This window comes from Amycolatopsis sp. NPDC051371 (genome assembly GCF_040682155.1).
Classification (GTDB): domain Bacteria; phylum Actinomycetota; class Actinomycetes; order Mycobacteriales; family Pseudonocardiaceae; genus Amycolatopsis.
Genome location: NZ_JBFBAG010000038.1, coordinates 15,178 through 37,442 on the forward strand (window position 1 = coordinate 15,178; position 22,265 = coordinate 37,442).

Consider the following 22,265-nt stretch of genomic DNA (forward strand, 5'->3'; position numbering starts at 1 on the left):
ACAGCTCATGTGCACCTACCTGACCGAGAAGTTCGAGCTCGAAGGCAGCGGCAAGGGCGCCCGCGGCTGGTTCCGCCTCAATGAGGGAACCGTGTACGTCGACCACCCGGTCCACGCACCGTACGGCCACACGGTGAACATCGACTTCCGCAACCCGGGCCTGGGCGCGTCAGCCCGCGTCGCCCTGGAACTGACGGAAGAGGATGCGCTGGCGCTGGCGGACGCGATCCACGCGGCCGTCAAGTCGGCGCCGGACGGCCTGGCTTCGCGGAACCAGTGAGTCAGGGCGTGTAAAGCGCGCCCAGGAACTCCAGCAACAGCCGCTCCCGCAACGGCCCTGGCGCCGTTGCGAGGAGCGCGTTGATGGGCGCCATCCGGTCCGGCAAGCCCGAAGCGCCGCCGAGACCCGCCGCGGCCAAGAGACCCGCGAACTGCTCCGACGTCAGCGTCGCCGGGTCGAGGGCCGCGACGAACTCCGCCACAGCGGCGTCGATCACCACGGGACCCGAGGCGCGGGCCGCGTCGACCGCGGCCGCCAAATCCGTCAGGAACTCCTTCTCGCTGCCGTGGTTCGCCGCCGTCACCGTCAGGTGCAGGTTCACCGGTGAGGCCTCGAAAGCGAACTGCGGCTGGACGTACCAGCCGCGCACCTTCATCTCGTCGGCCACGGTGAACAGGTCGAAGTCACCGGAACCCGTGAACGCGATCAGCGTCGACACCGGGTCGCCGAGCACCTGGAGGCCGTCGATCTCGGCGATGCCGGACCGGATCCGGGAAACCGCTTCCCGCGTGGCGGAAGCCAGCTGCAGGTAGCCGTCCTCGCCGAGGTGACGGACCACCGCCCACGCCGCGGCCAGCGGCCCACCCGAGCGCGTGCTCTGGATCGTCGTGTTCAGCATCGTGTAGCCCGGCCAGGCCGCGCTCGCGAAGTAGTGTGAGCGCCGCAGCTCCGCCGATGCGTGCAGCAGCACCGAAGTGCCCTTCGGGCAGTACGCGTACTTGTGCAGGTCCACCGAAATGCTCGTGACGCCCGGGACGCGGAAGTCGAACGGCGGGATCTCGGCGCCGAGGCGGGCGAAGTACGGCAGCACCCAGCCGCCGATGCACGCGTCGACGTGCATCCGGACGCCGCGCTCGAGCGCAAGAGCCGCGATCTCGGCGATCGGGTCGAGGACGCCGTGCGCGTACGACGGCGCGCTCGCCACCACCAGCACCGTCGAGTCGTCGATCGCCGCGGCCATCGCGGCCGGGTCGGCGCGGAACGTCACCGGGTCGACCGGGACGTCGATGCGGCGCAGCCCGAACAGGTGCGCCGCCTTGTGGAACGCGGCGTGCGCGGTGGTCGGCAGGACAATCGACGGCGACGCGATCTCCGGGTGCGCGTCGCGGGCGGCGAGCACCGCCAGCAGGCACGACTCCGTGCCCCCGGACGTCACCGAACCGACCACGCCCGGGACGTCGCCGAGCAACCGGGACGCCGCGAGAACGAGGTCGTTCTCCATCCGCAGCAGGCTGGGGAACGCCGTCGGGTCGAGGCCGTTGGCCGACGACGCGAGCGCGTGCGCGGCGGCCCCCAGGGTGTCCACTTCGGACAGGCCGCTGTCGTAGACGTAGGCGAGCGTGCGGCCGCCGTGGGTCGGCAGGTCACCCGCGCGCAATTCCCGCAGCGCCGCGAGGACGTCCTCAGGCGGGTTCATGGCGCGGCTCCTGCGGTTCCCGAGGCTCCAGCACCTTGCGCCGCAGCAGCGGCAGGGCCAGCGCGATGAGCACGCCCGGGATGATCGACGCGCCGACGAGGATCGCCACGATCGCGCTGTGCGGCTGGGCGGTCGTCGCGTCGGTGCTGGAGACGTACCCGCCGAAGGCGAGGATGAGCGCCCAGAGCCCGCCGCCGAAAGCCAGCCCGAGCGTCTCCCCCGCCGTCCACACGCCGGCCGCGATCCCGGCGCGGGTCTCGCCGGTGCGCTCCTCTTCGGCGGTGATCAGGTCGGGCAGGATGGCCAGCGGGAACACCGAGATCCCGGCGTACCCGACGCCGCACAGCGCCACGAAGACGAACGACACCACGAGCGGGATCGACTGGGCGAACACCAGGCCCAGCAGGCCGATCGCGAACGCCGCCGTCGCCAGGCGGAAGCCGTTGAGCTTGCCGACCCGGTCGCCGAGCCGCGGCCACAGCGGCATGGTGACCAGCGCCGGGCCGACGAAGATGACGAACAGGATCGTGCCGTAGCCCTCGCTGCCGAGGATGCGCTGGGCGAAGAACGGGATTGCGGCGAGCACCGTGCCGATGCCCAGCGCCTGGATGAAGTACGTGCCGAGCAGCCAGCGGAACGGCCGCCAGCCGGCGAGCGTGCGGACGAGCTCCTTCAGGTTCACGGTGTTCGGCCGCAGCGAACCGACCGGCGCGCCCTTGAGCCCGAAGTACACGAGCAGCGTCGCGGCCAGCACGATCAGCCCGATCACCACGGCCATCACCCGGTAGCCCGCGACCCCGTCGATCCCGGCGGTGATCGCCGGGGCGCCGCCCCCGCAGATCAGGATCGTCACGGCCAGCACCCCGATCCGGACGCTGGTGAGCTTCGTCCGCTCGGTCGCCGACTCGGTCAGCTCGGCGGGCAGCGCGTTGAACGGCACCTGGAACAGGGCGTACGCCGTGGCGCAGAGGGCGAACATGACCGCGACGTACAGCGCGTCCGGCAGCGGGCTCCCGAAGCCGGGGTGGGCGAACATCGCCGCGAACAGGATCGCGACACCGATGCCGCCGACGAGTAGGAAACGGCGCCGGCTGCCGGTCTTGATCAGGTCGGCGTCGGACATCCGGCCGGCGATCGGGTTGAAGAAGAAGTCCCAGGCCTTCGGCACGAAGACGATCGCGGCGGCCCACCCGGCCGGCACGGCCATGGTGTCGGTCAGGTACTTGACCAGGACCAGGCCGGGAACCGTCCCGAAGGACCCGGTGACGAACGAGCCGAGCGAATAGCGGAACCTCGTCCGGCCGGACAGCGTCGCCATGGTCCTCCTCGAAGGCGTACCGGGTGCCCGCATGAGTATTCGATCTCGGCGGGCACCCGGTAGTGGTCGAGGGGAATCGTGCCATCGTCGTGACCTGGAGCACGGAGCGACCCGCGCTACGCGGTCACGAAAGCGCTTCGGCGATCTTCGTCAGGGTTGCCGCGTCGCCGCGCAGGAGCAGCTGGGTGACCACCGTTTCCTCCCAGGCCTGCAGCTCGTCCCGGATCTTCGCCGCCGGCCCGATCAGCGACGTGTCCTCCACGAGCGACGTCGGGATCGCCGCGGTCGCCTCGTCCTTGCGGCCCGCGAGGTACAGCTCCTGCACCTTGTCGGCCACGTCCTCGTAGCCGAGCCGGGCGAAGACGTCGTGGTGGAAGTTCACGCTCTTCGCGCCCATCCCGCCGATGTACAGCGCGAGCGACGGCTTGATCCAGCTCGCCGCTTCCTCGACGTCGTCGTGCACGATCACCGGGATCGAGCACGGCACCTCGAACGTCTCCAGGGTGTGCCGGGCGCCTTCACGGGCGAAGCCCTCTTCCAGCGCCGCCTTGTAGAAGGCGTTGCTCTTGGGTGAGAAGAACAGCGGGAGCCAGCCGTCGCCGATCTCGGCGGAGAGGGCGACGTTCTTCGGGCCCTCCGCGGCCAGGTGGATCGGGATCTCCTTGCGCAGCGGGTGGACCGTCGGCTTCAGCGCCTTGCCCAGGCCCGCACCCCCCTTGTACGGCAGCTGGAAGTGCTCACCGTCCAGGGTCACCGGGGCTTCGCGGGCGATCACCTGGCGCACGATGTCGACGTACTCGCGGGTCCGGGCGAGCGGCTTCGGGTACGGCTGCCCGTACCAGCCCTCGACGACCTGCGGCCCGGACGCGCCGAGCCCGAGCACCATCCGGCCGCCGGAGAGGTGGTCGAGCGTCAGCGCACTCATCGCCGTCGCCGTCGGGGTGCGCGCCGCCATCTGCACGATGTTCGTGCCGAGCCGGATCCGGCTGGTCGACGAGCCGTACCAGGCCAGCGGCGTGAACGCGTCCGAGCCGTACGCCTCCGCCGTCCACACCGAGTCGAAGCCGAGCTCCTCGGCCTTCAGCACCGCTTCGAGTGCCCCCGGGGTCGGGCCGCTGCCCCAGTACCCGACGTGGAATCCCAGCTTCACGAATGCCTCCTAGACGTTCGGCGCGTAGTGCTCGGGTTTGCCCCGCTCGGACAGCGGCGGCAGGTTCCTTCGTGGAGTCTCGACCAAGGCGGCGTCCGGAGCCACCTCGCCGCGTACCCGGCGCCAGCCGGCCCGGGCCCGCGGGTGGTAGCGGCGGTCGTGCGGGACGAGCTTGAACACGGCGTTGATCAGCTTCCCCACCCGCCGGTGCCGCCGTGCGTCGCGGTCGGTCCAATGCAGGCCCAGCAGGTCGCGGATCTCGCGGTCGTACAGCCCGGTCGTCAGCCAGACGAAGTTCTTCGCGATCAGCGTGCTCACCGGGCGCCAGAGCGGGTCCGGCAGCCACGGCAGGAACGGCGGTTTCGCGATGCCGCCCAGGTCGAGGACGTCGCGGGTGGCCTTGTTGTCCTCCAGGACCTCGGCGCACATGTGCTTCCAGTACCGCTGGAAGTCCTCCCAGCTCTCCGGCACCGGCCGCATGGTCATGTCGTACATCCGCCACCACGTGACGTGCTCGTCGAACAGCCGCCGCTTCTCCGCCTCGCCGATGCCGCCCATGAAGTGGTCGGCGATGAGGATCGTGCTGACGAAGAACGTCGAGTGCGCCCAGTAGTAGGTGTCCGGGTCGAGCGCGTGGTAGCGGCGGCCCTGCGCGTCGACACCCTTGATGCGGTCGTGGTAGCCGCGGACCTCCAAGGCCGTCCGGTGCGCGCGCGGGCCGTCGTAGACCACCCCGCCGATCGGGTAGAGCGAGCGGAACAGCCGCTGCCAGCGCTCCTCGAAGAACCGCGAGTGCTGCTCGACGCCGGCGCCGAGGCCCGGGTGCATGTTCTGCATCGAGCCGGCCCACAACGCGATGAGCAGGCCACGCCAGTCGCCGAAATACTTCCACGTCAGCGAGTCGGGGCCCAGCGGTTGGGGGGCATCCATGGGCGGCTCTCCTCGTCGAGTCGTCGAGTCGGAACTGACTACGGCTGTTGTCAGGCTAGGATCTGACAACACATGTAGTCAACCGAGGAGCGACCATGCCGGGCCGCACGTGGGCGGGCACGACCCTGGACGACCGCAAGGCGCAGCGACGCGAACAGCTCGTCTCCGCGGGTCTGGAGCTGCTGGGCACCGAGGGCTCGGCCGGGACGAGCGTCCGTGCGGTCTGCCGGCACGCGAAGCTTACCGAGCGGTACTTCTACGAGAGCTTCGCCGACCGCGAGGAGCTCGTCGCGGCCGTCTACGAGCACGTCGGCGAGCAGGCGCGGCAAGCACTGGTCGACGCGGTGCGGGACGCGCCGACCCCGGCGTCGCGGGCCGAGCACGCCGTGCGCGCGTTCGTCGAGCTGATCGTCGACGACCCCCGCCAGGGCCGGATCCTGCTCCTCGCGCCCCTGACCGACCCGGCACTGACCCGCCGGGGCCTGCACCTGCTGCCGGTGTTCGCCGCGCTCGTCGGCGAGCAGCTGTCCCACGGCGACGAAACCGAGCGCCAGATGGTCGCGGTCGGGCTGGTGGGCGCGCTGAGCAACGTCTTCATCGCCTACCTCGACGGCTCGCTGAAGGTCTCGCGCGAACGGCTCGTCGCCCACTGCGTGAAGCTCGTGCTGGGCGCCGACGACCACTGACCTCACCTCCGCTGACCTGGTGACAGTGGCGGGGAAGATCGGGCACACTCAACCCATGCGTACCGCTGGGCGGAACGACGGCGCGAGCGGCGACGGACTCGTCGCGGCCCGGCTCGCCGCACTCCTGGAAGCCTTCCGGCCGGGTGACGAGACCCTCGGCGTCTCCGAGCTGGCCCGCCGGACCGGGCTCGCGAAGACGACGGTCCACCGGCTGGTGGGCCACCTGGCCGACACCGGCCTGCTCACCCGCGAGGACGGCGCGGTGCGCCTCGGACTCCGGCTGTTCGAAATCGGCCAACTGGCCTCACCCCGCCGCGGACTGGTCGAAGCGGCCCGCCCGTACCTCGCCGACCTGCGCGAGGCGACGCGCAACACCGTCCACCTCGCCATCCTCGAAGGCACCGAAGTCGTCTACCTCGACGTCCTGCGCGGCCCGGACGCGCCGACGCTGCCGTCGCGCATCGGCGGCCGGTTCCCGGCGCACGCCACCGGAGTCGGGAAGGCAATCCTCGCCTTCTCTCCGGAATCCGTGGTGAATCAGGTGATCGACGCCGGATTGCCCAGGATGAGCCCCAAGACGATCACCGCGCCGGGCCTGCTGCGCCGGCAGCTCACCCGGGTCCGGGAGGACGGGATCGCCCTGGAACGCGAGGAATCCGGCGTCGGTGTCGTCTGCGCCGCCAGTCCACTCCTCGACTCCCGCGGCGTCGCGGTCGCCGCGGTCTCGATCTCCGGTTGGGCCAACCGGATGCGGACCGAACGGGTCGCGCCCGCCGTCCGCACGGTCGCACTCGCGTTGACCCGGACACTCTCCGGATCCACTCGGGACAGTCGGAAATAATCTTGCGGGACAAGGCTTTCACGATCTCTAGGCCGTCCGGCTGACGTAACCGTCCCGAGCTGGACCGGTGATCGGGAGCGGCTACGATCCGTCGAATGGCCCAGCACAGCTGGGGGACGACGTTCTCGGGCCGCTCCCCCGCGACCCACCTCGAGCCGGCGGCCGGACACCGGTTGCTGTCGCTCGACATCGTGCTCGCGCTGCTGGCCCTCACCGGCGGCCTGCGGGTGCTCTACCTCGCCGCCCCGGCCCCGGCGCTGCCCGCCGAAGCCGCGAACGTCGCCCACGCCTACGCGCTCGGCCACCTCACGCCGTTCACCGACGCCGGCGGCGCCGGCGTCAGCCCGTTCGGCTGGTGGCAGCTCTCGGCCTACACGATGATCTCGGACGCGTTCGGCCGCTCGGCCACGGCGCTGGCGGCGGTCCGCGAGACGATGCTCGTCGCCGCGGTCGTCGGCGCCGTGCTGCTCTGGGTGCTGGCGCGCCGGCTCGGCTTGACGCGGTGGGCGTCGGCGGCCGCGGTGCTGCTGGTCGCGGCGTCCCCGCTGGCGCTGGGCCTGCAGCGGCTGGTCGTCGTCGAGCACCTGGCGGTCGTCTGGGCCCTGGGCGCGCTGGTGCTCGTGACCAGGCCCGATGCCCGGATCCGGCACGACGTCTTCGCCGCGGTCTGCCTGCTGGCCGCGGTGCTCACCTCGCCGTTGGCGCTGTTCTTCCTGCCCGCCGCCGGCTGGCTGCTGGTGCGGCGCGCGCCCGTGCGGGCCGCGCTGGTGGCGGTGCTGCTCAACCTCGGGCTCGGCATCGCGTTCGGCCCGGCGGCGGGGATCCTCCGGCCGCACCTCGCGGCCGCGGGCCGCCCGTCGGTCGCCGACTGGGTCGCGCTCGACCCGGCGTGGGCGGTGCTGTCGACCGTCGCACTGGTGGCCTCGCTGGCCGTCAGGTCCCTGCGGCCGTTCGCGGTGTCCGGCCTGCTGCTCGCCGCCACCCTGGCCGTGCCGGGCGTGCCGGACACCGCCGTGCTCGCGTTGCTGCTGCCGGTGACGCCGTTGCTGCTGGCCGGGGTCGTACAGGCGCTGACCCGGCAGCGCGTTCCCGCCCACCGGTGGGAGGCGAAGCGGGGAACCGGCGTCGCGGTCGCCGCGGTCGTCCTCGTCGTGGTGGTCGCCGCCGGCTGGGTTTACGGCTACCCGGCCCTGCGGCCCTCGACCGACCGGGGCGGCCCGATGGCCGACGCGCAGGAGTGGTTGCGGGCCAACGCTTCCGGCTCGCGCGTGCTCGTCGACGACGCCGCCTGGGCCGAACTCGCCAAGGCCGGCTGGCCGACCGGCATGCTCGTCGCGCCCGCCGCGTGCGCGGCCGCCTGCCCGCCCGCCGAATGGGCCGTCTTCGCCGACGACGCGACCGATCTCCGACACCGCTACCCGGCCCTCGAAGCCGCCTTCGACGACGCCGGGGCGACCGCGGTGTTCGGCGACGGCGATCGCCGGGTCACCGTCTCGCGCCTGGGCCTGCCGCCGGCCGACCCGGCCGCACCGTCGGAGTCCTCGGCGCGCGCCCACGCCGGCGCGGCCCTCCAGGCGTCGGCCCGCATCACCTTCACCCCGGACGCCGCCGCCGAACTCCGCGCGGGCCGTGTCGACCCCCGGCTGATCGCGACGATCGCCGCGCTCGCGGCCCTGCAGCCGGTCGCGGTCGCGGCGTTCCCCGAGGTCCCCGGCGAAGACCCCGCCGGGCAACCACGCCGCCGTGTCCTGCTGACCGGCGGCGAAGACGGCGCGGCCGCGTTCTACACCGGCCAGCGCGACCTGTTCCGCCCCTCGTCGGTCGCCCGGACCGGCGGCGGCGTGCTGGTCACCTATCCGCTGTTCGCGCCCCCGGGACTGCTCGTCCCGTTCTCCTCCCCCTGATCGGCGAAAGGCCTTCCGATGCGCACTCTCCCCCAGCTCCTGCTCAGACCCGGCGGGCTGACCGCCGCAGCCCTCCTGCTCGTCGCGCTGACGCCGGTGACGGCCGAGGCGGCGACCGCCCCCGGCCCGGGCGTCGGCTGGATCCGGGTCGGTCACCTCTCCCCCAAGGTGCCGCCGGTGGACATCTACTTCGCGCCGTTCGGCCAGGCCGAGAAGGTCGTCATCCGCAAGGCCGGCTACGGCGCGGTCACCCCGTACTCCTCGCTCGATCCCGGCAAGTACACGCTGTCGATGCGGCCCGCCGACGCCGCGTCCAGCACCCCGCCCGCGCTGTCGGCGACCATCGACGTCGCCGAGCGCAGCGCCTACTCGCTGCTGGTCTTCGCGAACGGCCCGGACGGCACGCTCAAGGGCGACCTCGTCACCGACGACCTCAGCGCGCCGGCCGCCGGCAAGGGCCGGGTCCGGGTGGTCGAAGGCTCGGCGGCGATCGCGCCGGTCAGCGTCGCGGGCCCGACGGGCGTCACGATCGCCAAGGACGCGGCCTACGGCCAGACGTCGTCCTATGTGGACGTTCCGGAAGGCCGCTGGCCGCTGCAGCTGACCGGCGGCACGGTGCAGTCGACCGCCGACCTCGACGTCAAGGCCGGCACGTCGACGACGCTGCTGGTCACCGAGAACGCCGGGGTGCTCAAGGCGAACCCGATCTCCGACGGCGGGTCGCTGCCCGAGCCGCCGAAGCTCGGCGTCGAGACCGGGGGCGGCGGCACGGCGCCGTCGTCGTCCGATCTGCCGCTCTGGCCGGCGTTCGCGGCGGCCGGGCTGCTGGCCGCGTTCGTGGTCGGGCGCCGGCTGGCTCGTGCGCGCTGACCTCGGCGTACTGCTCGTCGCGGTGCTGGTGGCCGCGGGCTGCTCGGCGGCCCCGGCCCAGCCCGCCGCGCCACCTCAGTCGCCGGTTTCGACGACGCCGGTGGCGAGCGGGCCGCAACCGCTGCCTCCGGCGGCCGACGTCCGCCCGGTCCGGCTGCGGATCCCCGCCATCGGCGTCGACGCGGCCGCGCTAGTCCCGCTCGGGCTGGGCGGCGACCACGAACTCGAGGCGCCCGCGCGCTTCGAAGACGTCGGCTGGTACGCCGCCGGCCCGGTGCCGGGAGACCCCGGGCCGGCGGTGATCGCCGCGCACGTCGACTCCCGGTCCGGGCCGGCGCCGTTCTTCCGGTTGCGCGACCTGCGCGACGGCGACCAAGTGTTCGTCGCGCGCTCCGACGGCCAGGAGACCCGGTTCGTCGTGGACACCGTCCAGCGCTACCCGAAGAACGCCTTCCCGACCGACGCGGTTTACGGGCCCGCACCGGGCAGCGCGCTGCGGCTGATCACCTGCGGCGGCAGCTTCGACGCGGCGAAACGGTCCTATCGCGACAACATCGTCGTCTACGCCTCGACCCGCTGGGGTTAGTACTCTTTGAGCAGGCCGCGCCGGGCCAGCTCGGGCCGGACGCCGTCGCCGAACCAGTAGGCCTCCTCGAGGTGCGGGTAGCCGGACAGCACGAACTCGGTGACGCCGACGCCGTGGTACTCCTCGATCAGGTCCGCGACCTCGCGGTGGCTGCCCACCAGCGCGGTGCCCGCGCCGCCGCGGACCAGGCCGACGCCGGCCCACAGGTTCGGGTGGATCTCCAGCCCGCGGACGCCGCCGCCGGTCCGGCCGCCGTGCAGCGCGACCATCCGCTGCTGCCCGACCGACTCGCTCGCCGCGAGCTGGGCTTGGGCCTTGGCGACCTGCTCCGGGCTCAACGCGTCCAGGAGCTTCTGCGCCTCCGCCCACGCTTCGGCCGACGTGTCGCGCGAGATCGTGTGCAGCCGGACGCCGAACCGGACCGGCCGGTCGCCGGCCAGCTCGCGGACCTTGCCGATCTTCTCCGCCACCTGCGCGGGCGGCTCGCCCCAGGTCAGGTAGACGTCGGCGTGCCGGGCCGCGACCGGCAGCGCGGCCGGCGACGACCCGCCGAAGTAGATCGGCGGCACCGGGTCGGGCGCAGCCAGCGTCGTCGCGCCTTCGACGCGCAGGTGCTCGCCCTCGAAGGTGAACGGCTGCCCGGACCAGACGCCGCGGACGATGGTGAGGAACTCGTCGGTGCGCGCGTAGCGGGCGTCGTGGTCGTGCCAGTCGCCGAAGCGCCGCTGCTCCACGGCGTCGCCGCCGGTGACGATGTTGAGCAGCACGCGGCCCTCCGACAGGCGCTGGAAGGTGCCGGCCATCTGCGCGGCGAGCGTCGGCGAGAGGACGCCGGGGCGGAACGCGACCAGGAACTTCAGCCGGGTCGTCTCGCGGATCAGCGCGGCCGTGGTCAGCCAGGCGTCCTCGCACCACGTGCCGGTCGGGGTCAGGACGCCTTCGAAGCCCTGCCGTTCGGCGGCGCGGGCGACCTGGGCGAGGTAGTCCAGGTCGGGTGCGCGCTGGGCCGACGGGCCCGCGGACCGGTTGGCGTGGAAGCGTTCCACGATCGTGCGGCCGTCGCCGCTGGTGGGCAGGAACCAGTGCAGACTGATGCTCATCCGTTGCTCCTCGCCTGATCCAAATCAGGGGCGAACCGCCGGTCGGCGAACGCGGCGAAGTCCACCTTGCCCGGCAGAGTCTTCTCGTCGGTGAAGGCGTCCGCGAGCTGCTGTTCGGACGCCACCACGGCGTCGTCCAGCGGGATCGGCAGGTCACGCCCGGCGTCGACGGTCTTCTGCGCCACCTCGGGCTTCAGCCCGGTCTCCTTGGCCCACGCCTGCGCCCACTCCGTCCGGTGCGTGTCCGCCCACTTCTGCGCCTTGACGACCCGGACGGCGAAGTCGCGCAGCGCCGAGTTCCGCCCCGGGTCGGCCAGCGCCGCGGTGCTCGCGGTCAGGAAGCCGAGGCCGTTCGAGGCACCGCGGCCGTCGGCCAGGACCCGGGCGTGGGCTTCGAGCTGGGCCTGCGCGGTGTAGGGGTCCCAGATCGCCCACGCGTCGATCGTGTGCTGGGTGAAGGCCGCGTAGGCCTCGGACGGCTGCAGGAAGTTCAGTTTCACATCCTTGGTGGACAGTCCGTTGTTGTGCAGGGTGTTCAGCAGCTGGCCGTGGGCCGAGGTGCCCTTGGCGACGCCGATCGTCTTGCCCTTCAGGGCAGCGACGTTCTGCAGCGGCGAGCCGGGGGGCACGAGGACGGCCTCCCGCTCGACGTTGCTGCGCGAAACGCTGATCACCTTGATCTTCGCCTTCGCCGCGGCCGCGAAGATCGGCGGCGTGTTGCCGACGCGACCGGTGTCGATCGCCCCGGCCGACGCGGCTTCGAGCAGCGGCGGCCCCGAGGTGAACGTCGCCCATTCGACCTTGTACGGCGTCCCGTCCAGCAGGCCCGCGGCGGTGAGCAGCGACTTGACGCCGCCCTTCTGGTCACCGACCTTGAGCGTCACCTTCGCCAGGTCCGCCGCGCTCACCGGGCCCGGCACGGCCGCCTGATCGGCGCTGGTCGCCGAGCCGCACCCGGCCAGCGTCAGCGCCGCCGCGACAACGGTGATTCCGCTACGCCACTGCATCTTCGGTCACTCCCAGGTCCGCCAGCACGCGCCGGCGGAGGTCGTCGTGGTCGGCTTCGCGCGGCCGGTGCTCGGCGACGATCCGCCCGCCGTCGAGCACCAGGACCCGGCCGGCGAGCCGCAGGGCCTCGTCGACGTCGTGGGTCACCAGCAGCACGCCCGGCTGATGACGTCGCCAGAGGTCCTGGACCAGCCCGTGCATCGCGATCCGGGTGAGGGCGTCGAGCGCGCCGAACGGCTCGTCGAGCAGGAGCAGATCGGGTTCGCGCACCAGGGCGCGGGCCAGCGACACCCGCTGGGCCTCACCGCCGGAGAGCGTGAGCGGCCAGTCGTCGGCGTGGTCGGCCAGGTGGACCTCGCCCAGTGCCTTCTCCGCGAGCGCGCGGTTGCGGGACTTCGCGACGCCGTCCTGGCGCAGGCCGAGGACGACGTTGCGCCAGACCTTCCGCCACGGCAGCAGCCGCGGCTGCTGGAAGGCGACCGAGACGGTCCCGGTCACCGTCGCTTTACCGGCCACGTCGTCGTCGAGCCCGGCGAGGACCCGCAAGAGCGTCGACTTGCCGGAGCCGCTGCGGCCGAGCAGGGCGACGAACTCGCCGCGCTCGACGGTCAGGTCGAGTCCACTGAGGATGGTCCGGTCGCCGAACCGCTTCGTGAGGTCACGGACCTCGGCTACCGGGTTCGCCACCGCAGCACCTTCCGTTCGAGCAGCCGGACCAGCGCGTCGGTGACCAGGCCGAGCAGGGCGTACAGGACGAGGCCGACGACCACGACGTCGGTGCGCAGGAATTCGCGCGCGTTGTTGATGAGGTAGCCGACCCCGGCGTCGGCGTTGACCGTCTCGCCGACGATGAGCGCGAGCCACGCAAGACCGAGCGACTGCCGCAGCCCGACGAGCGCCTGCGGCAACGCGCCGGGGAGGACGACGTGCCAAAGCCGTTCCGCGCGGCTGAAACCGAGCGCCCGCGACGCTTCGACGAGGTTGGGGTCGGCGCCGCGGATTCCCGAGTGGACGTTGAGGTAGAGCGGGAAGGCCACGCCCAGCGCGACCAGCACGATCTTCGTTTCCTCGCCGATGCCGAACCACAGGATGAACAGCGGGATCAGGCCGAGGAACGGCAGCGTGCGCAGCATCTGCACGGGCGGGTCGACCAGCGCCTCACCCCAGCGGGACAGCCCGGAGACGATGCCCAGCACCACGCCGGCGATCAGGCCGAGGGCGAACCCGGCGCCGACGCGGCCGAGCGACACCGCGAAGGCGGTCCCGAGTTCGCCGCTGCGGGCGACTTCCATCCCGGCCTGGACGACCGTCCACGGTGAACTGAGCTTGTCGGGCGGCAGGACGCCGGTGGCGCTGGCGACCTGCCAGGCGGCGACGAGCACCACCGGGCTGATCCAGCGCCGCAGGTCGAGCCGGCGCACGGTCCGGCGCGGCGGTCCTTCGACGCGGTTGCGGGCGCGCGGAAGCACGCCCGTGGTGGAAATCGACACGGATTTCTCCCGGGGACGGGGATGTTCGGGATTGCGTGGTCCCGACATTCGAGCCCCGGGCAGGCAAAGTCAATCGGTGCCCAGTCCGTGAAATCGCGGGGTTTCACCCCGTGGAACGCCCTTGATCAGCCGCCGAACATGACCTTCCATTCGTCGAGCGACCGCGGCCGGTAGACGAAGTTGGTGCGCTTGACGTCGGACAGCGCGGCCGACGGTTCGGCCGAGTACTGGTGCCCGGGGTACACGACGGGGTCGCCCGGCAGGCCGGCGAGGGCCTGCAGGCTGCGGTAGATCTCTTCGGCGTCGCCGCCGGGGAAGTCGGTGCGGCCGCAGCCTTCCAGGAAGAGCGTGTCGCCGGAGACGAGCTTGTCCTCGACGAGGAAACACTGGCTGCCGGGCGTGTGGCCGGGGGTGTGCAGCATCCGGATCGGGACGGCCCCGACCTCGAGGACGTCGTCGTGGTCGTGCGCGCGCAGATCGGTGTTCTCGACCCCGGTCACGCGGCGGACCCACTCGGTCTCGGCACTGTTGACGTGGATCGGCACCGGCTGGAGCGCGAGCAGCTCGGCGATCCCGGGCAGTGAGAAGCCCATCATCTCGCCGCCGACGTGGTCGGGGTGGTGGTGGGTGGCCAGCACGCCGGTGAGCCGCATGCCGTCGGCTTCGAGGACACCGAGCAAATCCTGCACGGCGTAGGCCGGGTCGACGATCACCGCTTCCCGGGTGTCCCGGTCGCCGATGAGGTAGGCGAAGTTCACCATCTGCGTCGCGACCGGGTCGCCGACGGCGAAGTCCCGCCCGGCGAGCAGCTGCCGGAAGTAGAGCCGATCTGCCATGGCCACACCCTACGGGCCCTCGCCCTACGACCTCGACGGTGTGAGGACCAGCCGGCCGAACACCTCGCCGGCCTGCATCATCCGGTGCGCCAGTACCGCCTGCTCCAGCGGCAGGACCTCGTGCACGACGGCGGTCAGCTCGCCGCGCGTCGCCGCGACGAACAGCTCCGCGGTCACCGCGCTCCGGTCGGCCCGCGGGACGGTGTTCGCGCTGAAGGTCGCGAACGACAGCGACTTCTGGAAGGCCGTGAACATTGCTTTGCCGAAGTCCGCGGGTGGGTCGCCGGCGACCGCGCCGATCGCCACCAGGCGGCCGTTCGGGTTCAGCTTGGCGAAGAACGACGGCAGCTCCGGACCCGCGACGATGTCGATGATGACGTCGTAGGTGTCCGCCGTGCCTTCGCCGGCACGGTCCAGCACGCGAGTCGCGCCCAGCTCGCGCAGGCGATCGGCGCGCTCGGGCGACGACGTCGTGACCGCGATCGCGCCGGCCCCGGCCCGGGCGGCGAGCTGGACCGTCATGATCCCGAGGCCGCCCGCCGCACCGCGGACCAGCACCGACTCGCCCGGGGCGAAGTGGGCGTGACGCAGGCCGAAGTGGGCCACGGCGCCGGAGCTGCCGAGCGTCACCGCGTCGACCGCCGACGTCGTCGCCGGGAGCGGGACGAGCGTCTCGGCCGGGGCGACCGCCTGCTCGGCGTACCCGCCGCCCACGCCGGTGAAGGCCCACACGCGCCGGCCGGCCCACGACGGGTCGACGCCGTCGCCGACCGCGGTCACCGTGCCCGCGATCTCGCCGCCGAGGATGTGCCCGTCCCGGAACCCGTACGCGGCGAGGGCGCCGCTGCGGATCACGGCGTCGACGCCGCCCACGCCGATCGCCTCGGTGGCGACCAGCACCTGTCCCTCGGCCGGCTCAGGGACCGGGACGTCGATGACCGCCAGTCCCTCAGGACCGCCGAACGCTTGTACCGCAACTGCTTTCATGGGTCCGACGGTAGTGGACGCCGGCGTCCGGTTGGCTAAAGTGAGAGCGTGGCCGATCAGTTGCCTCACCTCTTGCGCTCCGACGCCCGCGACAACCGCGAGCGCATCCTCGACGCGGCCCGCGCGGTGTTCGCCACCGACGGCCTGGACGTACCGATGCGGGAGATCGCCCGGCGCGCCGGGGTCGGGCCGGCCACCCTGTACCGCCGGTTCCCGACCAAGGAACTGCTGGTCACCGCGGCGTTCACGGACCAGATGCGGGCGTGCTACGCCATCGTCGACGAGGGGCTCGCCGATCCCGATCCGTGGCGCGGCTTCGCCTCGGTGGTCGAGAAGCTCTGCGAGCTGCACGCGCGCGACCGGGGGTTCACCGCGGCCTTCACGTCGGCGTTCCCGCACGCGATCGACTTCGCCGCGGACCGCGAACGGGCGTTGCGGTCGATCGCCGAGCTGGTCCGCCGCGCGCAAGAGGCCGGGTACGTGCGCCCCGACGTCGTCCTGGACGACGTGGTCCTCATCCTCATGGCCAACAGCGGCCTCCAGGCGCCGTCACCGGCGGCGCGTGTTCTCGCTTCACGTCGCTTCGCCGCGCTCGCGCTCCGGGGGCTGCGAGCCTGACCCCTGGTGCAGTGCGGCATGGGCCCGGTCGCGCAGGACGTTCGCTTCCGCGTCCGACAGAGTCGTGTCCAGCGGACGCAGCACCAGCCGGACCAGGAGGTTCTTCTGGTCCTCGGTCGCGCCGAGCCGGGCCAGCGCCTGGAGTGGCAGCTGCGAGCACGGCGTCTCCTGAAGGATTTCGACCGACTCGACGACGTCGGCGTCATCACCGAGGGCGGTGCGGACGCGATCCCCGAGGTCCTCCGCGCGGTCGTCGTGCGCCACCGCGATCGAGAGGTCGCGGCGCACCGGCGGCAGGGCCGAGACCGGGCGGTACGGCGCGAGGTCGGCGAGCTGCGCGGCGACGGCCGGGTGCGGTGACCGCAGGAGCCGGATGTCCGGGATGTCCTTCAGCAGCATCAGCATCCGGTCGAGACCCATGCCGAGGGCCAGTCCGGACCACCCTGCTTTGAGCCCGGCCCGAGCGAGGACCTCGGGGTGGGCGAGGCCGCACTCGGCGATCTCGACCCACTCGCCGCGGTGCCGGACGTCGAGCTGGGCACCGTCCACTGTGTACGGCTGGCGGCGGGGTTCGAGCCGCCATCGGCGTCCTGGCAGGAGCGTGGTGACGAGGCCCTCCACGAGCCGGTCGAGGTCCGGCTTCGTCGTGCGCGTGATCCGCCAGAGGTCGAGCTGGTGCGGGGTGCCCGTGTGCAGCCGGTCGATGCTGTCGCGCCGGTAGACGATGCCGGGACAGACGAGCAGGACGTCGTCGGCCGGGCACGCTTCGAGCGCCCGCAGCGCGGCGGGAACCAGGGCGCTGGAATGGCTGCGCAGCACGTGGTCCGCGTCGACGTAGCGGGTGTAGCGCGCGTCGCGGGTGACGTCGGCGCGGTCGTAGCCGAGGTTGTCGTAGTTGTCGGCGACGGTGACGATCCGATCCCCCGGCCACCACCGGACTTCGGTGCGCGATCCTTGGACGGCGGCGACGGCCCGCTCGACGACGAGCTGGATGGCGTGCGAGCCGCTGGCCGGATCGGTGAGGTCGCGGATGGCGAGGTCGCGGGTGAGCTGGGTGGGGGTGAGTGTTTCGGGCATGGCAGGGCCTCCTGGGTCAAGGGGATGGGTGAGCGAAGGTGCTCCCCCTGACCCGGACACCAGACGAGGTTCTCGGCGGCGCGCAGTCAGGTCACCGCACGACGATGCCGTTCAGGCAACACCGAACGCGGACGTGGCACCGGAACCCCACTGGCACCCGCGAAGGGCCAGGGGGCCGGTAAATCGGCGGCACTCCGCAACGACGGCCACGAACCCAGGTTAGCCGGGCTTGTCACGCGGATTTCTCATTCACCCACCTCTCCATCGGCCAGCTCCCGCAGCAGGTCCAAATGCCCCACATGCCGAGCCGTCTCCTGCACGACGTGCGCCACCACCCACCGGACCGTGAACTCCGACCGCCGCCGCGTCCGGTCGTCCGGCCCCACCCGGCGCAACGACTTCTCCGACCGGGCCCACTCGGCCTTGTACGCCGCCACCACCGATGCCGGCGTGTCGTCCGGACTCAGATCCCAGCTCGGATCCGGAGACCCCGCCCACAGCGACGGCAGGTCCGCTCCCCCGGCCTCGATCGACAGCCACCACCGCTCGACCGCCGTCAGGTGCTTCACCGCTCCCATCGCGCTCAGCCGCGGCGACGTCGAGAACGGTGTCGCCGCGGCCAGCTCGACCGACAACCCGGCCAGCTTGTTCACCGCCGTCGCCCGGAGGAACTGCAGGAAGTCCAGCTGCAGGCTCAACTCGTCCCACGCCAGCCGGGCCGGCCAGGCGCGCCGCGTCTTCGAACTCGTGTTCGACATGACCGGAACGTACCCCACAGGTCCGACAAAATAGAGTGATCGCCATGTGGTGGGGACTTTTGTGCGCCCTCGGCGCGGCGATCGCGTACGGCGTGGCTTCGGTGATGCAGTCGGTCGCCGCCCAGGCGACCGAAGACACCGGCGCCGACGGTGTCGATCCGAAGCTGCTCGTCCGCGTCCTCGGCCAGTGGAAGTTCGTGGTCGGCCTCGCGCTGGACGTCCTCGGGTTCGTCGCGCAGATCGCCGCTCTGCACGTCCTGCCGCTGTTCGTCGTGCAGGCCGCGCTCGCCGCGAGCCTCGCCGTGACCGCCGTCGCCGCCCGGTTCCTCGGGGTCCGGCTCGGCAACCGGGAGTGGGCGGCCGTCGCCGTCGTGTGCGCCGGGCTCGGCCTGCTCGGCGCGGCCGCGGAGAGCGAGGGCTCCGACCCGGTCGGGCTCGGCTTCCGGCTCGGCCTGATCGGCGCGGTCGTCGTGCTGGCCGGCGCCGGGATCGCGGCCGGGAAGGCGAGCCGGCGCATCAGGACGCCCGCGCTCGGGCTCGTCGCCGGGCTCAGCTTCGGTGTCGTCGCCATCGCCGGGCGGATCATCCCCAGCCTCGCCCCGCTGGACCTGCTCACCGACCCGGCCACCTACACCGTGGCCGTCGCGGGCGGGATGGCGATGCTGTTCTACGCGACGGCGTTGCAACGCGGCAGCGTCACCACGAGCACCGCGATGATGGTCCTCGGCGAAACGGTCTTCCCGTCGCTGGTCGGCGTGTTCGTCCTCGGCGACCGGACCCGCCCCGGGTTCGCGGTCGTCGCGATCGCCGGGTTCGTCCTCGCCGTGGCCGCCGCGCTCGCCCTGGCCCGCTTCGGAGAGCCGGCGACCGAGGGAAATGAGACGAAGCCGACCGTGCTCCCGTAACTCCTTTACTTAGACTAGCCTTACCTATCCCACGACAGGACAGGGAGGCGCGGGTGAGCACGACCGGACGGGAAGTCCTCCGCCGTTCGATCACCGGGCAACGACGATCGGTGACCCTCGCGGCGCTGCTGACGTCGTGCCACCAGGGCGGCGAAGCGCTGGTACCGGTGGTGATCGGCGTGGTGATCGACCAGGCCGTCGCGGGTGGCTCGGCAGGCACGCTGATCTTCTGGCTGGCGGTGCTGGGCGTACTCTTCGCCGCGCTGTCGACCAGCTACCGCCTCGGCGCCCGCTTCGGCGAGCGCGCCGCCGAACGCGCCGCCCACGACCTGCGCCTCGACGTCGGACGCCGTGTGCTGCACCCCGGCGGCGGGGCCGAGGCGGGCAACCTCGCGGGCGAGCTCGTCAGCATCGGGACGTCCGACGCGAAGCGCGTCGGCCAGGTCAACGGCGTCCTGCCGTTCGGCGTCGCCGGCTTGGCCGGACTGCTGGTCAGCGCCGTCGTGCTGCTGACCATGAGCATCCCCCTCGGCCTGCTCGTGCTGCTCGGCACGCCGCCGATGCTGTACCTGGCGCACCTGATCGGCAAGCCTCTCGAACGCCGCAGCGAAGCCGAGCAAGAGCGATCCGCCTTCGCCTCCGGCATCGCCACCGACCTCGTCGCCGGGCTGCGCGTGCTCAAGGGCGTCGGTGCCGAACGCGCCGCCGTCGACCGCTACCGCCGCACCAGCCAGGATTCGCTCAAGGCCACCCTGCGCGCGGCGCGCGCCCAGGCTTGGCACAACGGCGCGCTGCTCGCGCTGACCGGCATCTTCATCGCCGTCGTCGCGCTCGTCGGCGGGAACCTCGCGGCGGCGGGCGACATCAGCGTCGGTGACCTCGTCGCCGCGGTCGGCCTGGCGCAGTACCTGATCACGCCGTTCTCGATCTTCTCGTGGGTCAACGGCGAGCTCGCGCAGGGCCGCGCGTCGGCCGCGCGCATCGCCGACGTGCTGAACGCACCGCCCGCAGTGGGCACCGGTGAAGCGACGCTCCCGACGCCCGCCGCCGGGCACGTCCGACTGTCCGCGCTCGGCCGGGGCGCGTTGCGCGACGTCGACTTCGAAGCCCGCCCGGGTGAGCTGCTCGGCGTCGTCGCCACCGACCCGGCCGCCGCGACCGACCTCCTGGACTGCCTCGGCCGCGCCGCCGACCCCGCGGCAGGCTCGGTGTCGGTCGACGCGGTCGATCTGTCCACTGTGGACCCGAGCCGGGTCCGCGAAGTGGTGCTGGTGGCCGCGCACGACGCGGACCTGTTCGCCGGGACCGTCGCCGAAAACTTCGAAACCGGGCCGCTCAGCGAAGAAGCGCTGACCGCGGCCGCCGTCGACGAGGTGGCCGGCGCGCTGCCCGACGGCGTCGCGACCGAAGTCTCCGAACGCGGGCGGTCGCTGTCGGGCGGGCAACGCCAGCGGGTCGCGCTCGCCCGCGCGCTCGCCGTCGACGCGCCGGTGCTCGTCCTGCACGACCCGACGACCGCCGTCGACACCGTCACCGAGGCCCGCATCGCCGCGGGCCTGGCCGAACTGCGGCGTGGCCGCACGACCATCCTCGTGACCACCAGCCCGGCGCTGCTCGCCGCGACCGACCGCGTCGTCCTCCTCGACGACGGGCGGATCGCGGGCGAAGGCAGCCACGCCGAGCTCGCCGGTCGCGCCGACTACCGGGCGGCGGTGCTGTCATGACCCGCGAACTCCTCCCCGTGGCCGACGGCCGCCGGATCCGCGCCGTCGTCGGCGAGCTCGTCGGCCGGTCGAAGGGCCGCGCCGCGGCCGCGTTCACGATGCTGGTCGCGGCCACGGCGATCGGGCTGCTCACCGCACCTTTGCTCGGCCGGGTCGTCGACCTCGTCGCGACGCGACGGCCGGCGGCCGACCTGCTCACGCCGGTCGTCGAGCTGGTCCTCGTCGCGATCGGACAGGCCATCGCGACCGCCATCGGCGTGTCGCTGGTCGCACGGCTGGGCGAGACGATCCTGGCCGAGCTGCGCGAACGCTTCGTCGAGCGGGCGCTCGGGCTGCCGCTCGACCAGCTCGAGCGCGCCGGGTCCGGCGATCTGACCACCCGCGTGACGAACGACGTCTCGGTCGTCGCGGAAGGCGTCCGGCAGGCGCTGCCCGAGCTGGGCCGCTCGGTGCTGACGGTCGTCCTGACGCTCGGCGCGCTGGCCGTACTGGACTGGCGGTTCCTGCTCGCCGCGCTGGTCGCCGTGCCGATCCAGCTGTGGACCGTGCGGTGGTACGTGCCGCGCGCGAAGCCGCTCTACGCGAGCCAGCGCGAGGCCGTCGGCGCGCAACAGCAGCAGCTGCTGGACACGATCGGCGGCGCGAAGACCGTCCGCGCGTTCCGGCTGGCGGACACGCACCTGGACCGGGTGCGGCAGCGCTCCGACACGGCCGTCGACCTGGCCCTGCGCGGGATCCGGCTGGTGACGCGGTTCTACGCGCGGCTCAACCTGGCGGAGTTCGTCGGGCTGTCGGCCGTGCTGGCTGTGGGATTCCTGCTGGTCGGGGCGGACGCGGTGACGGTCGGCGTGGCGACGGCCGCGGCGCTGTACTTCCACAGCCTGTTCGGGCCGATCACGACGGCGCTGGCCCTGGTCGACGACGCGCAGGCGGCCGCGGCCAGCCTCGCGCGGCTGATCGGCGTCGCGGACCTGCCCGCCGAGGAGTCGCCTTCGCAGCCGGCGCGGCCGGTGGACGCGTCGGTGAAGACGGCGGGGGCGGGGTATTCCTATGTGGACGGTCACCCGGTGCTGCGCGACGTCGACCTCGGCGTCGCGCCCGGCGAGCGGGTGGCGCTGGTCGGAGCGAGCGGGGCCGGGAAGACGACGCTGGCCAAGCTGATCGCCGGGATCCACCGGCCGTCCTCGGGTTCGGTGACGCTCGGCGGGGTGTCCCTGGACGAGCTGGGACCCGAGGCGACCCGCCGGAGCGTCGCGCTGATCAGCCAGGAGGTCCACGTCTTCGCCGGCCCGCTGGCCGAAGACCTCCGTCTCGCGCGCCCGTCGGCGTCCGACGCGGAGCTGCGGGCCGCGCTGGCGAAGGTGGGCGCACTGTCCTGGGTGGACAGTCTGCCGTCCGGGTTGGCCACCGTGGTCGGCGAAGGCGGCCACCAGCTGACGGTGACCCAGGCGCAGCAGCTCGCCCTGGTCCGGCTGGTGCTGGCCGACCCGCCGATCGCGATCCTCGACGAAGCCACGGCGGAGGCCGGCAGCGCCGGTTCCCGGGTCCTGGAGTCGGCGGCCGCGGCCGCCCTCGAAGGCCGGACGGCGCTGGTGGTGGCCCACCGCCTGACCCAGGCGGCGGCGTCCGACCGGATCGTGGTCCTCGACGCGGGCGCGGTCGTCGAGACCGGCACGCACGACGAGCTGGTCGCCGCCGGTGGCCAGTACGCGACACTCTGGGCGGCCTGGTCGGGCCAGCGCGCCTGACTCCGAACACGCGAAAAGCGCCGGGAGCGAGC

Annotated in this window: 22 protein-coding genes; 10 read left to right on the forward strand and 12 right to left on the reverse strand. The window is 72.7% G+C overall.

Annotated elements, in window-relative coordinates:
* Positions 1-7: 7 nt before the first annotated feature.
* The gene (locus AB0M59_RS37105; protein ID WP_364624782.1) at positions 8-280 is read left to right on the forward strand and encodes a DUF6295 family protein; all 273 of its coding nucleotides are present in this window, start codon (positions 8-10) and stop codon (positions 278-280) included.
* A gap of 1 nt (position 281) precedes the next feature.
* On the opposite strand, the gene AB0M59_RS37110 is transcribed toward AB0M59_RS37105, so the two are convergent.
* The 4 genes from AB0M59_RS37110 to AB0M59_RS37125 all read right to left on the reverse strand — a co-directional run bounded on the left by AB0M59_RS37110 (position 282) and on the right by AB0M59_RS37125 (position 5,095).
* Positions 282-1,697 carry an aminotransferase class V-fold PLP-dependent enzyme gene (locus tag AB0M59_RS37110; protein WP_364624784.1) on the reverse strand — a complete coding sequence of 472 codons (1,416 nt, stop codon included), beginning with the start codon at positions 1,695-1,697 and terminating at the stop codon, positions 282-284.
* Entirely contained in the window at positions 1,684-3,015 is a 1,332-nt protein-coding gene (locus AB0M59_RS37115; protein WP_364624786.1) for an MFS transporter, read from the reverse strand. Before AB0M59_RS37115 ends, AB0M59_RS37110 begins: the two co-directional genes overlap by 14 nt.
* 124 nt (positions 3,016-3,139) lie before the next feature.
* Positions 3,140-4,165 carry an LLM class F420-dependent oxidoreductase gene (locus tag AB0M59_RS37120; protein WP_364624788.1) on the reverse strand — a complete coding sequence of 342 codons (1,026 nt, stop codon included), beginning with the start codon at positions 4,163-4,165 and terminating at the stop codon, positions 3,140-3,142.
* 9 nt (positions 4,166-4,174) lie between these two features.
* Entirely contained in the window at positions 4,175-5,095 is a 921-nt protein-coding gene (locus AB0M59_RS37125; protein WP_364624790.1) for an oxygenase MpaB family protein, read from the reverse strand.
* A 95-nt stretch (positions 5,096-5,190) separates the two neighbouring features.
* On the opposite strand from AB0M59_RS37125, the gene AB0M59_RS37130 reads away from it, so the two are divergent.
* The 5 genes from AB0M59_RS37130 (at position 5,191) to AB0M59_RS37150 (ending at position 9,982) form a co-directional block, all read left to right on the forward strand.
* Positions 5,191-5,781, forward strand: coding sequence for a TetR/AcrR family transcriptional regulator (locus AB0M59_RS37130; protein ID WP_364624792.1), 591 nt, complete (start codon positions 5,191-5,193; stop codon positions 5,779-5,781).
* Positions 5,782-5,836: 55 nt separating this feature from the next.
* Positions 5,837-6,622: an IclR family transcriptional regulator gene (locus AB0M59_RS37135; RefSeq protein WP_364624794.1), complete on the forward strand. Its 786-nt coding sequence runs from the start codon at positions 5,837-5,839 to the stop codon at positions 6,620-6,622.
* A gap of 95 nt (positions 6,623-6,717) precedes the next feature.
* Positions 6,718-8,526, forward strand: a complete 1,809-nt coding sequence (locus tag AB0M59_RS37140; RefSeq protein WP_364624796.1) for a glycosyl transferase — start codon at positions 6,718-6,720, stop codon at positions 8,524-8,526.
* Positions 8,527-8,544: 18 nt separating this feature from the next.
* Positions 8,545-9,396: a DUF4397 domain-containing protein gene (locus AB0M59_RS37145; RefSeq protein ID WP_364624798.1), complete on the forward strand. Its 852-nt coding sequence runs from the start codon at positions 8,545-8,547 to the stop codon at positions 9,394-9,396.
* A complete protein-coding gene (locus AB0M59_RS37150) occupies positions 9,386-9,982 on the forward strand; it encodes a class F sortase (RefSeq protein ID WP_364624799.1) in 597 nt (198 codons plus the stop codon). Before AB0M59_RS37145 ends, AB0M59_RS37150 begins: the two co-directional genes overlap by 11 nt.
* Here AB0M59_RS37150 and AB0M59_RS37155 read toward each other — a convergent pair.
* From AB0M59_RS37155 to AB0M59_RS37180, 6 genes are all read right to left on the reverse strand, one after another.
* On the reverse strand, positions 9,979-11,082 hold the full coding sequence (locus AB0M59_RS37155) for an LLM class flavin-dependent oxidoreductase (protein ID WP_364624800.1): 1,104 nt from the start codon (positions 11,080-11,082) through the stop codon (positions 9,979-9,981). The two genes, AB0M59_RS37150 and AB0M59_RS37155, sit on opposite strands and share 4 nt — an antisense overlap.
* Positions 11,079-12,089, reverse strand: a complete 1,011-nt coding sequence (locus AB0M59_RS37160) for an ABC transporter substrate-binding protein (protein ID WP_364624802.1) — start codon at positions 12,087-12,089, stop codon at positions 11,079-11,081. The genes AB0M59_RS37155 and AB0M59_RS37160 overlap by 4 nt, the downstream gene beginning before the upstream one ends.
* Positions 12,076-12,777 carry an ABC transporter ATP-binding protein gene (locus AB0M59_RS37165; protein ID WP_364624804.1) on the reverse strand — a complete coding sequence of 234 codons (702 nt, stop codon included), beginning with the start codon at positions 12,775-12,777 and terminating at the stop codon, positions 12,076-12,078. Before AB0M59_RS37165 ends, AB0M59_RS37160 begins: the two co-directional genes overlap by 14 nt.
* Positions 12,762-13,580: an ABC transporter permease gene (locus AB0M59_RS37170; protein ID WP_364624806.1), complete on the reverse strand. Its 819-nt coding sequence runs from the start codon at positions 13,578-13,580 to the stop codon at positions 12,762-12,764. Before AB0M59_RS37170 ends, AB0M59_RS37165 begins: the two co-directional genes overlap by 16 nt.
* A gap of 125 nt (positions 13,581-13,705) precedes the next feature.
* The gene (locus tag AB0M59_RS37175; RefSeq protein ID WP_364624808.1) at positions 13,706-14,416 is read right to left on the reverse strand and encodes an MBL fold metallo-hydrolase; all 711 of its coding nucleotides are present in this window, start codon (positions 14,414-14,416) and stop codon (positions 13,706-13,708) included.
* A gap of 24 nt (positions 14,417-14,440) precedes the next feature.
* On the reverse strand, positions 14,441-15,403 hold the full coding sequence (locus AB0M59_RS37180; RefSeq protein WP_364624810.1) for a zinc-binding dehydrogenase: 963 nt from the start codon (positions 15,401-15,403) through the stop codon (positions 14,441-14,443).
* A gap of 48 nt (positions 15,404-15,451) precedes the next feature.
* On the opposite strand from AB0M59_RS37180, the gene AB0M59_RS37185 reads away from it, so the two are divergent.
* Entirely contained in the window at positions 15,452-16,021 is a 570-nt protein-coding gene (locus tag AB0M59_RS37185) for a helix-turn-helix domain-containing protein (protein WP_364624812.1), read from the forward strand.
* On the opposite strand, the gene AB0M59_RS37190 is transcribed toward AB0M59_RS37185, so the two are convergent.
* Positions 15,977-17,098, reverse strand: a complete 1,122-nt coding sequence (locus AB0M59_RS37190) for a hypothetical protein (protein WP_364624814.1) — start codon at positions 17,096-17,098, stop codon at positions 15,977-15,979. The two genes, AB0M59_RS37185 and AB0M59_RS37190, sit on opposite strands and share 45 nt — an antisense overlap.
* Positions 17,099-17,343: 245 nt before the next feature.
* A complete protein-coding gene (locus tag AB0M59_RS37195) occupies positions 17,344-17,856 on the reverse strand; it encodes a DinB family protein (RefSeq protein ID WP_364624816.1) in 513 nt (170 codons plus the stop codon).
* Positions 17,857-17,900: 44 nt separating this feature from the next.
* Here AB0M59_RS37195 and AB0M59_RS37200 point away from each other — a divergent pair, with 44 nt between their 5' ends.
* Genes AB0M59_RS37200 through AB0M59_RS37210 form a run of 3 tightly spaced genes read left to right on the forward strand, consistent with a single transcriptional unit; the run spans position 17,901 to position 22,233 of the window.
* Positions 17,901-18,761 carry a hypothetical protein gene (locus tag AB0M59_RS37200; RefSeq protein ID WP_364624818.1) on the forward strand — a complete coding sequence of 287 codons (861 nt, stop codon included), beginning with the start codon at positions 17,901-17,903 and terminating at the stop codon, positions 18,759-18,761.
* Positions 18,762-18,814: 53 nt separating this feature from the next.
* Positions 18,815-20,485 carry an ABC transporter ATP-binding protein gene (locus AB0M59_RS37205; protein WP_364624820.1) on the forward strand — a complete coding sequence of 557 codons (1,671 nt, stop codon included), beginning with the start codon at positions 18,815-18,817 and terminating at the stop codon, positions 20,483-20,485.
* Positions 20,482-22,233 carry an ABC transporter ATP-binding protein gene (locus AB0M59_RS37210; RefSeq protein WP_364624822.1) on the forward strand — a complete coding sequence of 584 codons (1,752 nt, stop codon included), beginning with the start codon at positions 20,482-20,484 and terminating at the stop codon, positions 22,231-22,233. Before AB0M59_RS37205 ends, AB0M59_RS37210 begins: the two co-directional genes overlap by 4 nt.
* Positions 22,234-22,265 lie beyond the last annotated feature (32 nt).